Below are 14,821 nucleotides of genomic sequence, written 5' to 3'. Positions count from 1 at the left end.
GGGGGTTAATCAGGGTTTTGCGGGGGCGACCAGTTGCGTCGTGACCAGGGCGGCCAGGGCGTTTTCTTCGGTGCCGAAACGGGCGAGCAACGCGGCTTGTTTCTCGGGGGAGAGGCGATTCCAGATCTCGATCATCTTCTCGGCGGTGCCGATCAGGACGCTGGCCTGGGTCTCTGTGAAGTCGTCGGTCATGGTGGGCAGCTCAAGGGTTCAGGCGGTGTGGAAAGCGCATGTTAGCGCTTTCCACACGGTCTGGCATTGCGGGTGTTTCAGTCTTCGCTGTCGGCCTGGCGGCGTTCAGTGGCTTCTTTCGGCTCGGGCTGTTGGGCACCGGCTTGTTGCGTGGTTGTCTGCTCAGTTTCGTGCAGGCTTGGGAAGGGGAGATTAGGGATCTCGTGCATGGTTCGCGCTCCTCGCAAAGTCTGTTGATAGATCTGGTAGATCCGCGCTTTTAAAAAGCTTGGGCAGGATACAGCAGGAGAAATGACAAACAGACTTTTATATCCATTTGTTTCGACGGATGGAGTTGTCTAGACAGGTCAATAGCAGTGACACAAAACAGAGGGGCGAGCCTGTTCGCGAAGGGCCCGGCCAGACATCACAGTATTCGGCAATGCCATAAAAAAGGCCCGCATGAATAACCATGCGGGCCCTTTGCATTCCAGTCGGTGATCAGTGCTTCGGCTCGTCGTTCGACATTGCCAGCAGCTGTTTTTCCTGATTCCAGTCGAAAGGTTCGTCGTTCTGTTCGGCTTCGAAACGACGCTCTTCCAGTGCCTGGTACAAATCGATTTCATCATCGGGCATGAAATGCAGGCAGTCACCGGCGAAGTACCACAACAGGTCGCGCGGGACCAGGTGGGCGATTTGCGGGTAACGGGTGATCACCTGGCACAGAATGTCCTGGCCCAGGTATTGGCTTTCGATCGGGTCGACCGGCAGCAACGCACGCAATTCGTCGAAGCGCTCCAGGAACAAGGCATGGCTTTCTTCGGGAACCTGTTCGGCCTCACCTACCGCGACCAGGATGCTGCGCAAGTGGTCGAGCAAGACAAGATGATCGGCAACGACGTTGGACACGAGATAAGTCCTCAAGAGCAAAACGGGCGCAGGAGTATAAAGCTCCTGCGCCCGTTTTTACAGGATCAGCGGACCTTTCCGTCGGCCAGTGCCAGTTCGTCTTTGTCGAAATCATCGACGTCGATGACCTTGCGCCGCGCTGCTTCGGCATCACGCAGGGACTGCGCCTCACCCGCTTGCAACACTCCAGCCTCCAGCGCTGCATCGATGACATGTTCCCCAGCCGCCGGTTTGACCTGACCGCTCTTGAGCGCCACGTGCAGTTTTTTCTGTAACGGCTGCGCTGCGTTCAACAGGTTGCAGGCGTGTTGCAGGGCACCGACCGCGTCGTCTGCCGATTGCGGGCGGTAGCAACCGCCGAGCAATTCTTCGAGGGTTGGATCGCCTTTGGCGCGCCCGATCACTGCGGCGACTTCGGCGCCGAGTTTGTCCGATGGACCTTTGTGGCGACGGCCGAACGGGAACACGATCACCCGCAACAGGCAACCCAGCACCTTGTTCGGGAAGTTGCTGAGCAATTCATCCAGCGCACGCTCCGACTGGCCAAGGCTTTCTTCCATGGCCCACTTGAACAGCGGCGCCATGTGCTCCGGCGAATCGAGGTCGTGGTAACGCTTGAGCGCGGCGGAGGCGAGGTACATGTTGCTGAGCACATCCCCAAGACGCGCCGACAGGCGTTCGCGACGTTTCAGTTCACCGCCCAGCAACATCATGCTGAGGTCGGCAAGCATGGCAAACGCAGCCGCCTGTCGATTAAGCGCACGGAAGTAACCCTGACTGAGCTTGTCACCCGGCGAATGTTCCAGGTGCCCGAAGCCGAGGTTCAACACCAGCGTGCTGGCGGCGTTGCTCACGGCGAAACCGATGTGCTTGAGCAGCAGGCCATCGAATTCGGTGAGTGCCTGATCCTTGTCTTCACGGCCGGCGAGAGCCATTTCTTTCAGCACGAACGGATGGCAGCGAATGGCACCCTGACCAAAGATCATCAGGTTGCGCGAGAGGATGTTCGCGCCTTCCACGGTGATGAAAATGGGCGCGCCATTCCAGCTGCGACCGAGGTAGTTGTTCGGCCCCATGATGATCGCCTTGCCGCCGTGAACATCCATGGCGTGGCTGATGCACTCGCGGCCGCGTTCGGTGAGGTGGTACTTGAGAATCGCCGACAGCACCGACGGTTTCTCGCCCAGGTCCACCGCGTTGGCGGTCAGCATTCGGGCGGCGTCCATCATCCAGGCGTTGCCGCCGATGCGTGCCATGGCTTCCTGAATACCTTCGAACGCCGACAGTGGAACGTTGAACTGCTCACGAACCTGTGCGTACTGACCGGTGACCAGGCTGGTGAACTTGGCCGCACCGGTGCCGACCGCCGGCAGGGAAATCGAACGCCCGACTGACAGGCAGTTCATCAGCATCATCCAGCCCTTGCCGAGCATTTCCTGGCCGCCGATGAGAAAGTCCAGCGGCACGAAGACGTCCTTGCCGGAGTTCGGGCCATTCATGAAGGCGGCACCCAGCGGCAGATGGCGGCGGCCGATCTCGACACCGGCGGTGTCGGTCGGGATCAGCGCCAGGCTGATGCCCAGGTCTTCCTTGTCACCCAACAAATGGTCCGGGTCATAGGCCTTGAAGGCCAGGCCGAGGAGGGTGGCGACCGGGCCCAGCGTGATGTAGCGCTTTTCCCAGTTGAGGCGCAGGCCGAGGGTTTCCTTGCCTTCCCATTCACCTTTGCAGATGACCCCGGTGTCGGGCATGGCGCCAGCGTCGGAGCCGGCCAGTGGGCCGGTCAATGCGAAGCACGGGATATCGTCACCCCGTGCCAGCCTTGGCAGGTAATGGTTGCGTTGTTCGTCGGTGCCGTAATGCAGCAGCAGTTCGGCCGGGCCCAGCGAGTTAGGGACCATTACGGTCGACGCGAGGTCGCCACTGCGGGTTGCCAGTTTCATCGCCACCTGGGAGTGGGCATAGGCCGAGAAGCCCTTGCCGCCAAACTCTTTGGGGATGATCAGCGCGAAGAAGCCGTTCTCCTTGATGTGGGTCCAGGCTTCGGGCGGCAGGTCCATGTCTTGCCCGATCTGCCAGTCGGTGACCATGGCGCAGAGCTCTTCGGTCGGGCCGTCGATAAAGGCCTGTTCCTCTTCACTGAGCTGCACTTTTGGATAGGACAGCAACTTGTTCCAGTCCGGGCGACCGCTGAACAGTTCGCCATCCCACCACACGGTCCCGGCGTCGATCGCATCGCGCTCGGTTTGCGACATTGGCGGCAGGGTTTTCTGGAACCAGCTGAACAGCGGCGCGCTGAAGAATTTGCGACGCAGGTCGGGCAGCAACAACGGCGCCGCGACGGCTGCAATCAACACCCAGAAAACCAGCAGCAGCCAGCCTGGCGCGCGACTGAAGGCACCCATCGCGACGATATAGGCAGCGACGATGCACAGGGCGGGCAGGGGGGCGATGCGACGGTGGGCTAAATAAGCTATCCCGACAACCAGAACCAGTATCCACAACAGCAGCATATTTAATCCTCCGTGAACCAGGGCAAAACCAACCTTCAGAGCTTAGACGGCATCCGCAAAACAGGGTGGTCGGAGCGAGGTGATTGAATTCGTGGGAAACCATCGATGAGTTTTGTAGGTTGGGTTGGCAACACGCCCGGGAAATCGTTCGTTTCCTACGCGGCAATACGCCCATGTTTGGCCGAAACGTCGTTATCTCTGTGCTGAAGGTGTCGCTAGACTCGTGGCTTCCCCAGGAGATTGTTCTCATGCACGAGTATCTGAGTCCCGGCCGCTTCATCGATAGTGACCACCCCTCGGTGGTGGAGTTCGCCGAAAAACACCGGGGCGCCAGTCGCGATCCGCTTGAGCAGGCGATCAATCTCTATTACGCGGTGCGCGAGGCCGTGCGCTACAACCCCTACACGTTCAGTCGCGACCCGGATACGTTGCGCGGCAGTTATGCCTTGGCGGCCGGGGAAAGTTATTGCGTGCCCAAGGCCACGCTTCTGGCCGGTGCCGCGCGACATTGCGGGATCCCTGCGCGGATCGGTCTGGCGGACGTGCGCAATCACCTGTCGACGCCGCGGTTGCTCGAATTGCTCAGGAGCGACGTGTTTGCCATGCACGGCTATACGGAGTTGTTTCTGAACGGGCGCTGGGTCAAGGCGACGCCGGCCTTCAACCAGCAACTCTGCGAACTGTTCAATATCGCGCCGCTGGAGTTCGACGGCATCAACGACAGTGTTTTCCATCCCTTCAACCGCGACGGCGAGCAGTTGATGGAGTACCTGGTCGACCACGGCCAGTTCACCGACGTGCCTGAGACGTTCTTTTTCGAGCACCTGGAAAAGTGCTACCCACATTTGTTCAGCGACACATTGCCGGCGTTGCTGGGTGACATGCAGAGTGATTTGAGCCGCGCCTGATCCGGCGTATGCTGCCTGCGCATTCATCCATAAAGAGGCGGTCATGCTGAAGATCTGGGGTCGGAAAAATTCGTCGAATGTCAGAAAGCCATTGTGGGCCGCCGAGGAGTTGGGCCTGGCCTATGAAGCCATCGATGCGGGTGGCGCCTTCGGTGTAGTCGATACGCCGCAGTATCGTGCGATGAATCCCAACGGTCGCGTGCCGGTGATCGAAGATGACGGCTTCGTGCTCTGGGAATCGAACGCCATCGTGCGCTACCTGATGGCTCAGCACGCCAACGGCACGGCCTGGTACCCGACGGATCTGAAGGCTCGCGCCGCTGCCGACAAGTGGATGGACTGGACCACCTCCAGTTTTGCCGGCCCGTTCCGCACGGTGTTCTGGGGCGTGTTACGCACACCTGAAGACAAGCAGGACTGGACCGCCATCAACGCCGCAATCAAGGAGTGCGATGATCTGTTGGCGATGGCGAACCAGGCGTTGGCGGCCGCGCCGTATCTGTCCGGCGACGAAATCGGCATGGGCGACATTCCCCTTGGCAGTTTCATTTATGCCTGGTTCGAGATGCCGATCGAGCGTGCACCGCAGCCGCATCTTGAAGCCTGGTATGCACGACTGAAACAGCGTCCGGCGTATAAAAAAGCCGTTATGACCGCGTTGACTTAATACTCACTATCGACACACTTGACTGTACTTGTTTGGCGGCGACAAGCACCATTGCGCTCGTGCGCCGCGGTTGCATTGCTCGCCGCCCGCCCATAGTTATCCCTTTCTTCCCTTCTTGGTGCGTAAATCCGATATGAGTTCCGCTCTGTCCATCCGGCAGCTAACCAAAACCTACGGCAACGGTTTCCAGGCCTTGAGTGGTATCGATCTGGACGTCGCCGAAGGTGACTTTTTCGCCTTGCTCGGCCCTAACGGTGCCGGCAAATCCACGACCATCGGCATTCTCTCGACCCTGGTGAACAAGACCAGCGGCACGGTGAATATCTTCGGTCACGACCTGGACAAGGAGCCGGCGGCGCTCAAGCGTTGCATCGGCGTGGTGCCCCAGGAATTCAACTTCAACCAGTTCGAAAAAACCTTCGACATCGTCGTGACCCAGGCCGGTTACTACGGCATCCCGCCGAAGATCGCCAAGGAACGCGCCGAGCAGTATCTGACCCAGCTCGGGCTGTGGGACAAACGCGATGTGCCATCGCGTTCGCTGTCCGGTGGCATGAAGCGTCGCCTGATGATCGCCCGCGCACTGGTTCACGAACCGCGCCTGCTGATCCTCGATGAACCGACTGCGGGTGTGGACATCGAACTGCGTCGCTCGATGTGGACCTTTCTCACCGAGCTGAACCAGAAAGGCATCACCATCATCCTCACCACTCATTACCTGGAAGAGGCTGAGCAGTTGTGCCGCAACATCGGCATCATCGACCACGGCACGATTGTCGAGAACACCAGCATGAAACAGCTGCTCGGCCAGCTGCATGTGGAAACCTTTCTGCTTGATCTCAAGAACACGCTGAACGTCGCGCCGCAGTTGCTCGGTTATCCGACCAAGCTGCTCGACAGCCACACACTCGAAGTCCAGGTCGACAAGGCCATGGGCATCACCGCGCTGTTCACCCAGTTGGCGCAGCAGAACATCGAAGTGCTGAGCCTGCGTAACAAAACCAATCGCCTCGAGGAGTTGTTCGTGTCTCTGGTGGAGAAAAATCTGTCGAAGGTGGCGGTATGAGTTCCGAGCTGCAACCCAACCTCGTTGCCCTCAACACCATCGTTTACCGCGAGGTGAAGCGCTTTACCCGGATCTGGCCGCAGACCCTGCTGCCGCCGGCCATCACCATGGTCCTGTACTTCGTGATCTTCGGTAACCTGATCGGTCGACAGATTGGTGATATGGGTGGCTTCACCTATATGGAATACATCGTGCCGGGCCTGATCATGATGTCGGTGATCACCAACTCCTACGGCAACGTGGTGTCGAGTTTCTTCGGCAGCAAGTTCCAGCGCTCCATCGAAGAATTGATGGTGTCGCCGGTATCGCCGCATACGATTCTGATTGGCTACACCCTGGGCGGCGTGCTGCGGGGCTTGATGGTCGGGCTGATCGTGACGCTGTTGTCGCTGTTCTTCACCGAATTGCAGGTGCATCACCTGGGCGTGACCATTCTGGTGGTGGTGCTGACGGCGACGATCTTCTCGCTGCTGGGCTTCATCAACGCCGTGTTTGCACGTAACTTCGATGATATTTCGATCATCCCGACCTTCGTGCTGACACCCCTGACATACCTGGGCGGGGTGTTCTACTCGATCAGCTTGCTGCCGCCGTTCTGGCAGACCGTGTCCCTGGCCAACCCGGTACTGCACATGGTCAACGCCTTCCGTTACGGCATTCTTGGCGTTTCGGACATCAGGATCAGCGTGGCGATTACTTTCATGTTGGTGGCGACCGTCGTTCTATACATCGGTTGTGCGCGGCTGCTGGTCAGTGGGCGCGGGATGCGTACCTGAGAAAGACCGCGTCGCCTGCTTCGCGGGCAAGCCTAGCTCCTACAGTTCACCATCAGACCTGTAGGAGCGAGGCTTGCCCGCGAAGGCGTCAGCCCAGACGCCATAAAAAAACGGCCTCCAACAATGGAGGCCGTTTTGCATTTACTGCATCCGGTTTCTCTTGCGCCGCTTCCACTGCCGCCCAACCCACCAGCGCCAATACATCATCACCAGGCAATAGGCAAGGGCGCCCAGCACCAGTCCCGTCACCACTGAACCCAGCAAAAACGGCTGCCACAAGGTGGAAAGCTCGCCACTGATCCATTCCCAGGTCAGCTCGTCCGGCAAATGCCTGGCCGGCACGTCCATCAACCACGCTCCCGTCTGATAGGTGCAGAAGAACACCGCTGGCATGGTAATCGGGTTGGTCAGCCAGACCAGGCTGACGGCAATGGGCATGTTGCCCCGCACGACGATCGCCAGAATGGCAGCGACCAGCATCTGCAACGGAATGGGCAGGAAGGCCGCGAACAGGCCCACCGCCATGGCCCGTGCGACGGAATGACGATTGAGGTGCCAGAGGTTCGGGTCATGCAGCAGGGTGCCGAGAAAGCGTAAGGATTTGTGTTCCCTGATGCTGGTCGGGTCTGGCATGTAACGTTTGAATAAGCGCCGGGGCATAAGGCTTCTCGGTCGGTTAAGGCGGCAAGTATGTCTGGATTCTATGAACCGCCCATTCAGACTTTGTGACAATTAATAACCGTGTGCGTGCAGTCGGGCAGCTATGCCTAGGGTGGGACTCTCAAGGACGGGCGTATGCGCACAGGGATGATGGCGCTGGCGTTGGGTTTGCTGGCCCTGCGTTTTTTACCGGTTTTACCGCCGGTCTGGTTATGGATGTTGCTGCCGGTCGTGGGTTTGATGCTGTTGCCGTTTCGGACTCACCCGGTGGCGTTTTTTCTGTTCGGCTTCAGTTGGGCGTGCGCGAGTGCGCAGTGGGCGCTGGATGATCGCCTGTCGCTGAAGCTTGATGGCGAGACTCGTTGGGTCGAAGGTCGGGTGACGGGCCTGCCGCAGAATGCCGAAGGGGTGGTGCGCTTCGAGTTGACCGACAGTCAGTCCCGAAGCACCCGGCTGCCCCGGCATCTGCGCCTCGCCTGGTATGACGGACTGCCCGTCAACAGCGGCGAACGGTGGCGGCTGGCGGTCAAGTTGAAGCGTCCTGCCGGGCTGCTCAATCCGCATGCCTTTGACTACGACGCCTGGTTGCTGGCACAACGCATCGGCGCTACCGGTACGGTCAAGGATGGCCATAGGCTGGCCGCCGCCCAATGGGCCTGGCGTGACAGCATTCGGCAGCAATTGCAGGCCGTCGATGCCCAAGGCCGGACGGGGGCGCTGATCGCATTGGTGTTGGGCGACGGCGGCGGGCTGAGTCGCGAGGACTGGCAAGTGTTGCAAGACACCGGCACCGTGCATCTGCTGGTGATTTCCGGGCAGCACATCGGGTTGCTGGCGGGGCTGGTGTATCTGCTGATCGCCGGGCTGGCGCGCTATGGTCTGTGGCCGAGCCGTTTGCCCTGGCTGCCATGGGCCTGCGGACTGGCGTTTGCCGCTGCGCTGGGTTACGGGTTGCTGGCCGGTTTTGAGGTGCCGGTGCGCCGGGCCTGCGTGATGATCGGTCTGGTGTTGTTGTGGCGGCTAAGGTTTCGGCACCTTGGCGCCTGGTGGCCGCTGTTGCTGGCGCTCAATGGCGTTTTACTGCTCGACCCGCTGGCGAGCCTGCAACCGGGGTTCTGGTTGTCCTTCGCAGCGGTGGCGGTGTTGATCTTCACTTTCGGTGGGCGTCTGGGGCCGTGGCGTTGGTGGCAAACGTGGACCCGTGCGCAATGGCTGATCGCGATCGGACTGTGCCCATTGCTATTGATACTTGGCTTGCCGATCAGCGTCAGCGGACCAGTGGCCAATTTGCTGGCGGTGCCCTGGGTCAGTCTGGTGGTATTGCCGCCAGCCTTGCTCGGGACGTTGTTACTGCCCGTCCCTTATGTGGGCGAGGGGTTGCTGTGGCTGGCGGGCGGTCTGGTCGACCTGTTGTTCAAGGGGCTGGCATTGATGGCAGGGCGATTCCCCGCCTGGGTGCCGGTCGCGGTGCCGGTGTGGATTTGGGCGCTCGGTACGCTGGGGGCCTTTCTTCTATTACTGCCTGAGGGGGTGCCGTTGCGCCAGTTGGGTTGGCCGCTGCTGCTGTTACTGGTTTTTCCACCTCGCCCGATGCTTGCCGAAGGCGTCGCCGAAGTCTGGCAACTGGACGTCGGCCAGGGCCTGGCCATCCTGGTGCGCACCCGCCATCACACCTTGTTGTATGACGCCGGGCCGCGTTTTGGCGAATTCGACCTCGGCGAGCGAGTGGTGCTGCCGTCATTGCGCAAACTGGGCGTGTCCGGGATCGACCTGATGCTGCTCAGTCACGCCGACGCCGATCACGCCGGCGGTGCACGCGCGATTGCCAACGGATTGCCGGTGGCGCGGGTCCTGAGCGGTGATCCCGAGGCGCTGCCAGCCGAATTGCGCGCCGAAGGCTGTGAAAGCGGCCGGCAATGGACCTGGGACGGTGTGGACTTCCGTCTCTGGCAATGGACATCCGCCGCCGACAGCAATCAAAAATCCTGTGTCTTGCAGATCGAAGCCAGTGGCGAGCGATTGCTGCTGACCGGTGATATTGATGCGGCAGCCGAGCGGGCATTGCTCGACAGTCCGCTTGCCGTGCCGACCGATTGGCTGCAATCGCCTCACCACGGCAGCCGCAGTTCCTCTTCGATGGCGCTGCTCGCCGCGTTGCAACCCAGGGCTGTGCTGATTTCCCGGGGCCAGGGCAATTCCTTTGGCCACCCGCATCCCACGGTCATGGCGCGCTATCAAAAACGAGGCATGGCGATCTACGACAGCGCCACCCACGGCGCCATTCGTCTGCAACTGGGACGGTTCAAGCCGCCATGGACGATGCGTCTGGATCGGCGTTTCTGGCGCGATCCGCCACCGTTGGGCCCATAACCGCTAGTTATGAAAGCCCGACCGGATGCGGCATCACGGTCTTCGGTGCATCCGGCCCCTATGTTAGAGTGGCGCACTTTTTCGAGGGGGCTGTCACTGTGTGGGAATTGGTCAAATCCGGCGGCTGGATGATGCTGCCGATCATTCTGAGTTCCATCGCGGCAATGGCGATCGTCGCCGAGCGTCTCTGGACCCTGCGAGCCAGCCGTGTGACCCCTGAGCATTTGCTCGGGCAGGTCTGGGTGTGGATCAAGGACAAACAGCTCAATAAAGAAAAACTCAAGGAACTGCGCGCCAACTCACCGTTGGGCGAGATCCTGGCGGCGGGCCTCGCCAACTCCAAACATGGTCGCGAGATCATGAAAGAGTGCATCGAAGAGGCCGCCGCACGGGTGGTTCATGAACTCGAACGCTATATCAATGCGCTGGGCACCATCGCCGCCATGGCCCCATTGCTGGGCCTGTTGGGTACGGTGCTGGGCATGATCGACATTTTCAGCGCGTTCATGGGCACGGGCATGGGCACCAATGCCGCGGTGCTGGCGGGCGGTATCTCCAAGGCGCTGATCACTACGGCCGCTGGCCTGATGGTCGGTATCCCGGCAGTATTCTTTCACCGATTCCTGCAACGCCGGATCGATGAGCTGGTGGTGGGCATGGAGCAGGAAGCGATCAAACTGGTCGAAGTGGTTCAGGGCGACCGTGATGTGGACCTGGCCGAGGGCAAAGCGTGAAATTCCGCCGCAAACCGCGGGAAACGGTCGACATCAACCTCGCGTCGCTGATCGACGTGGTGTTTATCTTGCTGCTGTTTTTCGTGGTCACCACTACGTTTACCCGTGAAACCCAGTTGCGCGTCGATCTGCCGGAAGCGGTCAGCGGTTCGCCTGCCGAAGACCAGCAGGTCAAGCACCTGGACGTTGCCATCAGTGCCGAAGGCGCGTTCTCGGTGAACAATCAGCTATTGCCGAAGAACGACCTCGCGACGCTGATGGAGGCGCTGCAAAAAGAATCCAATGGCGACACCAACCTGCCGCTGTCCATCAGCGCGGATGGCAAGACTCAGCATCAGTCGGTCATCACCGCCATGGACGCCGCCGGCAAGCTGGGTTTCAGCCACTTGCGCATGACCACGGTCGAAGCGGCACCGCCCGCGCCCTGATGGCCATGTCCGATCGCTTGCTCGCCGCGTGGTACCAAGGTCATCCGGCCCTGAAACTGTTGCAGCCACTGGAGTGGCTGTACCGGCGCATCGTCATGAACAAGCGCAAGCGCTTTCTGGCGGGCGAGGGCGAGATCTATCAGCCGCCCGTGCCGCTGATCGTGGTCGGCAATATCACCGTCGGTGGCACTGGCAAGACACCGCTGATTCTGTGGATGATCCAGCATTGCCAGCGCAGTGGTTTGCGGGTCGGGGTGGTCAGCCGGGGTTACGGCGCCAAACCGCCGCAATTGCCGTGGCGCGTCGAGGCCGATCAAAGCGCGGACATTGCCGGCGACGAACCGCTGTTGATCGTCCAGCGCACGGGCGTGCCATTGATGATCGACCCGGATCGCAGCAGCGCCGTCAAAGCGCTGCTGGCGAGTGAGCCGCTGGATCTGATCCTCTCCGATGACGGCATGCAGCATTACCGGCTGGCCCGGGACCTGGAACTGGTGTTGATCGACGCCGCCCGCGGCCTGGGCAACAAACGCTGCCTGCCGGCCGGTCCCTTGCGTGAACCGGTCGAACGCCTTCAGAGCGTCGATGCCGTGCTGTACAACGGCGCCGCCAATGATCGCGAAAACGGTTTTGCCTTCCAGCTGCAACCTACCGAACTGGTCAACCTGCAAAGTGGTGAGCGTCGCCCCCTCGACTACTTCCCCGCAGGTCAGGCACTGCACGCCGTGGCCGGGATCGGCAATCCGCAGCGTTTCTTCACGACCCTCGAAACGCTACACTGGCAGCCAGTGCCGCATGCGTTTGCCGACCACGCCGAATACAGCGTGCAGGCCTTGAATTTCACACCGTCATTGCCGTTGGTGATGACCGAAAAGGACGCGGTGAAGTGCCGTGCCTTCGCCGCCGCCGATTGGTGGTACCTGGCGGTCGATGCTGCGCCATCGCCGGCTTTCGTGGCCTGGTTCGATACGCAGCTGATGCGCCTGTTGCCGGCTCGTCTTTTGCCTTAACTCCGTTTTTATCCAGGGAATGCTCATGGACACCAAATTGCTCGACATCCTCGCTTGCCCGGTCACCAAAGGCCCCCTCAAACTCAGCGCCGACAAGACCGAGCTGATCAGCAAGGGCGCCGGCCTGGCTTACCCGATTCGCGATGGCATCCCGGTGATGCTCGAAACCGAAGCCCGCACCCTGACCACCGACGAGCGCCTGGATAAATGACCACAGCCTTTACCGTTGTCATTCCATCGCGTTATGCCTCCACCCGTCTGCCGGGCAAACCGCTGCTGCTGATCGCCGGCAAGCCGATGATCCAGCACGTCTGGGAGCAGGCGAGCAAAAGCAGTGCCGAGCGTGTCGTGGTCGCCACTGACGACGTGCGCATTGTCGAGGCGTGCAAGGCGTTTGGCGCCGATGTGGTGCTGACCCGCGAAGATCACAATTCCGGTACCGATCGCCTGGCCGAAGTCGCCGCGAAACTCGGCCTGGCCGCCGACGCCATCGTGGTCAACGTCCAGGGTGACGAACCGTTGATTCCGCCGAGTGTGATCGATCAGGTGGCTGCCAACCTGGCCGCCCACGCCGAAGCGCGCATGGCCACCCTGGCCGAGCCGATCGAAGACGTGGAAACCCTGTTCAATCCCAACGTGGTCAAGGTTGTCAGCGACCTTAATGGCTTGGCGCTGACCTTCAGTCGTGCCACGTTGCCGTGGGCCCGCGACGCGTTCGCCAAAAGCCGCGAGCAATTGCCGGAAGGCGTGCCGTACCGCCGCCACATCGGCATCTATGCCTACCGCGCCGGTTTCCTGCACGACTTCGTCAGCTGGGGCCCGTGCTGGCTGGAAAACACTGAATCCCTGGAACAGCTGCGTGCCCTGTGGCACGGCGTGCGGATTCACGTCGCTGACGCACTGATCGCACCGCCCACTGGTGTCGATACCGTCGAAGACCTCGAGCGCGTCCGTCGCCTGCTGGAGGCCTGATGCGCGTTCTGTTCGTGTGCCTGGGCAACATCTGTCGCTCCCCGACGGCCGAAGGCGTGCTGCGGCATAAATTGCGCGAGGCGGGGCTGGCCGATCACATCGAAGTCGCCTCCGCCGGCACCGGTGACTGGCACGTCGGCAAGGCGCCGGACAAACGCAGCCAGGCCGCCGCCAGACTGCGCGGTTACGACCTGTCCGCCCAGCGTGCCCAGCAAGTGACCCGCGCCGATTTTTCCGCCTACGACCTGATACTGGCGATGGACAACAGCAACCTGCGCAACCTCAAGGCCCTGCAACCGGCCAAGGGCAAAGCCGAGCTGGACCTGTTCCTGCGTCGCTACGAGTCAGACCTCGATGAAGTGCCGGATCCGTACTACGACGGGGACCAAGGCTTCGAGCAGGTGCTGGACCTGATCGAACGCGCCAGTGATCGACTGGTGATCGAATTGAAGGGGCGGTTATGAGTTTGCAAGTTCAACCCCGGGTTTCGCTCAAGTCGTTCAATACGTTTGGTGTCGACGTTCAGGCCCGGTTGTTCGCCGAGGCCCACAGCGACGCCGATGTGCGTGAAGCCCTGGCGTATGCGTCGGCCCATGACGTGCCGTTGCTGGTGATCGGTGGCGGCAGCAACTTGCTGCTGACGGCTGATGTCCAGGCGCTGGTGCTGCGCATGGCTACGCGCGGGATTCGGATCCTGAGCGATAACGGCAGCAAGGTCGTGATCGAAGCCGAGGCGGGCGAGCCTTGGCATCCGTTCGTGCAGCACACCCTGGCGCAGGGGTTGTCGGGGCTGGAGAACCTCAGCCTGATCCCCGGCACCGTGGGCGCTGCGCCGATGCAGAACATCGGTGCCTATGGCGTCGAGATCAAGGACGTGTTCGCCGGCCTGACCGCGCTGGATCGCCAGACCGGCGAGCTGCGGGATTTCTCCCTGGAAGAATGCAACTTCGCCTACCGTGACAGCCTGTTCAAACAGGAACCGGGGCGTTGGTTGATCCTGCGCGTGCGTTTCACCCTAAACCGCGCCGCGCTCCTGCACCTGGAATACGGCCCGGTTCGCCAGCGCCTGACCGAGCAAGGCATCGATCAGCCGACTGCCACCGACGTCAGCCAGGCGATCTGCAGTATTCGTAATGAAAAGCTCCCGGACCCGGCAGTACTCGGCAATGCCGGCAGCTTCTTCAAGAACCCTCTGGTGCCGACCGCGCTGGTCGCGCAGCTGAAAAGCCAATACCCGGACCTGGTGGCCTACGCGCAACCCGATGGGCAGATGAAACTGGCGGCGGGCTGGTTGATCGAGCGGGCCGGCTGGAAAGGCTTTCGCGATGGCGATGCCGGCGTGCATAAGTTGCAGGCGCTGGTGCTGGTCAACTACGGCAGCGCCACCGGCCTGCAATTGCTGCACCTGGCGCAGCAGATTCAGAAAGACATTTCCCAGCGTTTCAACGTCGAACTGGAAATGGAGCCGAATCAGTATTGAGGCTACGCTTTAATGGCTGATCTCAAAGCCCTGCACACCTTCAACTGTGCAGGGCTTTTTTGTTAATGCTGGGTTAACTTAGCCACCTAACGATGCAAGCATTTGCTCCACCAAAGGCCCGATGCAGACGTTGCCGTCCGCGTAAGAGAGCCTCTTA

At 60.8% G+C, this 14,821-nt stretch carries 17 protein-coding genes; 12 read left to right on the top strand and 5 right to left on the bottom strand.

Going from position 1 to position 14,821, the window contains the following annotated elements:
- Positions 1–9 precede the first annotated feature (9 nt).
- The 4 genes from AB4N91_RS18660 to AB4N91_RS18645 all read right to left on the bottom strand — a co-directional run bounded on the left by AB4N91_RS18660 (position 10) and on the right by AB4N91_RS18645 (position 3,593).
- On the bottom strand, positions 10–192 hold the full coding sequence (locus AB4N91_RS18660) for a hypothetical protein (RefSeq protein WP_010461914.1): 183 nt from the start codon (positions 190–192) through the stop codon (positions 10–12).
- A 77-nt stretch (positions 193–269) separates the two neighbouring features.
- The gene (locus tag AB4N91_RS18655) at positions 270–401 is read right to left on the bottom strand and encodes a hypothetical protein (protein WP_010461912.1); all 132 of its coding nucleotides are present in this window, start codon (positions 399–401) and stop codon (positions 270–272) included.
- Positions 402–672: 271 nt separating this feature from the next.
- Positions 673–1,080: a PA2817 family protein gene (locus AB4N91_RS18650; RefSeq protein WP_154912831.1), complete on the bottom strand. Its 408-nt coding sequence runs from the start codon at positions 1,078–1,080 to the stop codon at positions 673–675.
- 65 nt (positions 1,081–1,145) lie between these two features.
- A complete protein-coding gene (locus AB4N91_RS18645; RefSeq protein WP_154912832.1) occupies positions 1,146–3,593 on the bottom strand; it encodes an acyl-CoA dehydrogenase in 2,448 nt (815 codons plus the stop codon).
- A 248-nt stretch (positions 3,594–3,841) separates the two neighbouring features.
- On the opposite strand from AB4N91_RS18645, the gene AB4N91_RS18640 reads away from it, so the two are divergent.
- The 4 genes from AB4N91_RS18640 (at position 3,842) to AB4N91_RS18625 (ending at position 7,010) form a co-directional block, all read left to right on the top strand.
- A complete protein-coding gene (locus AB4N91_RS18640) occupies positions 3,842–4,501 on the top strand; it encodes a transglutaminase-like domain-containing protein (protein WP_083374759.1) in 660 nt (219 codons plus the stop codon).
- A 43-nt stretch (positions 4,502–4,544) separates the two neighbouring features.
- Positions 4,545–5,168 (top strand): glutathione S-transferase family protein, encoded by a 624-nt coding sequence (locus AB4N91_RS18635; RefSeq protein WP_083374758.1) that lies wholly within the window; start codon positions 4,545–4,547, stop codon positions 5,166–5,168.
- Positions 5,169–5,301: 133 nt separating this feature from the next.
- Positions 5,302–6,234: an ABC transporter ATP-binding protein gene (locus AB4N91_RS18630; protein ID WP_010461902.1), complete on the top strand. Its 933-nt coding sequence runs from the start codon at positions 5,302–5,304 to the stop codon at positions 6,232–6,234.
- The gene (locus AB4N91_RS18625; protein ID WP_010461900.1) at positions 6,231–7,010 is read left to right on the top strand and encodes an ABC transporter permease; all 780 of its coding nucleotides are present in this window, start codon (positions 6,231–6,233) and stop codon (positions 7,008–7,010) included. The genes AB4N91_RS18630 and AB4N91_RS18625 overlap by 4 nt, the downstream gene beginning before the upstream one ends.
- Positions 7,011–7,151: 141 nt before the next feature.
- Here AB4N91_RS18625 and AB4N91_RS18620 read toward each other — a convergent pair whose 3' ends face one another.
- Positions 7,152–7,670 (bottom strand): DUF2062 domain-containing protein, encoded by a 519-nt coding sequence (locus AB4N91_RS18620; RefSeq protein ID WP_010461897.1) that lies wholly within the window; start codon positions 7,668–7,670, stop codon positions 7,152–7,154.
- A gap of 135 nt (positions 7,671–7,805) precedes the next feature.
- Between AB4N91_RS18620 and AB4N91_RS18615 the strand changes: the two genes are divergently transcribed.
- The 8 genes from AB4N91_RS18615 to murB all read left to right on the top strand — a co-directional run bounded on the left by AB4N91_RS18615 (position 7,806) and on the right by murB (position 14,664).
- The gene (locus AB4N91_RS18615; protein ID WP_460111525.1) at positions 7,806–10,040 is read left to right on the top strand and encodes a DNA internalization-related competence protein ComEC/Rec2; all 2,235 of its coding nucleotides are present in this window, start codon (positions 7,806–7,808) and stop codon (positions 10,038–10,040) included.
- Positions 10,041–10,138: 98 nt separating this feature from the next.
- Positions 10,139–10,774 carry a MotA/TolQ/ExbB proton channel family protein gene (locus tag AB4N91_RS18610; protein WP_010461893.1) on the top strand — a complete coding sequence of 212 codons (636 nt, stop codon included), beginning with the start codon at positions 10,139–10,141 and terminating at the stop codon, positions 10,772–10,774.
- Positions 10,771–11,202, top strand: a complete 432-nt coding sequence (locus AB4N91_RS18605) for an ExbD/TolR family protein (RefSeq protein WP_010461891.1) — start codon at positions 10,771–10,773, stop codon at positions 11,200–11,202. The genes AB4N91_RS18610 and AB4N91_RS18605 overlap by 4 nt, the downstream gene beginning before the upstream one ends.
- On the top strand, positions 11,202–12,212 hold the full coding sequence (lpxK, locus tag AB4N91_RS18600; RefSeq protein ID WP_010461890.1) for a tetraacyldisaccharide 4'-kinase: 1,011 nt from the start codon (positions 11,202–11,204) through the stop codon (positions 12,210–12,212). The genes AB4N91_RS18605 and lpxK overlap by 1 nt, the downstream gene beginning before the upstream one ends.
- A 25-nt stretch (positions 12,213–12,237) precedes the next feature.
- Positions 12,238–12,423, top strand: coding sequence for a Trm112 family protein (locus tag AB4N91_RS18595; RefSeq protein WP_010461887.1), 186 nt, complete (start codon positions 12,238–12,240; stop codon positions 12,421–12,423).
- On the top strand, positions 12,420–13,184 hold the full coding sequence (gene kdsB / locus AB4N91_RS18590) for a 3-deoxy-manno-octulosonate cytidylyltransferase (protein WP_282410788.1): 765 nt from the start codon (positions 12,420–12,422) through the stop codon (positions 13,182–13,184). Before AB4N91_RS18595 ends, kdsB begins: the two co-directional genes overlap by 4 nt.
- The gene (locus AB4N91_RS18585; protein ID WP_460111521.1) at positions 13,184–13,648 is read left to right on the top strand and encodes a low molecular weight protein-tyrosine-phosphatase; all 465 of its coding nucleotides are present in this window, start codon (positions 13,184–13,186) and stop codon (positions 13,646–13,648) included. Before kdsB ends, AB4N91_RS18585 begins: the two co-directional genes overlap by 1 nt.
- Entirely contained in the window at positions 13,645–14,664 is a 1,020-nt protein-coding gene (gene murB, locus AB4N91_RS18580) for a UDP-N-acetylmuramate dehydrogenase (RefSeq protein WP_460111519.1), read from the top strand. Before AB4N91_RS18585 ends, murB begins: the two co-directional genes overlap by 4 nt.
- Positions 14,665–14,821 lie beyond the last annotated feature (157 nt).

Source organism: Pseudomonas sp. H3_D04, assembly GCF_054669175.1.
Note: the sequence above shows the minus strand (reverse complement) of the source record. Positions and strands in the feature narration are given on the sequence as shown.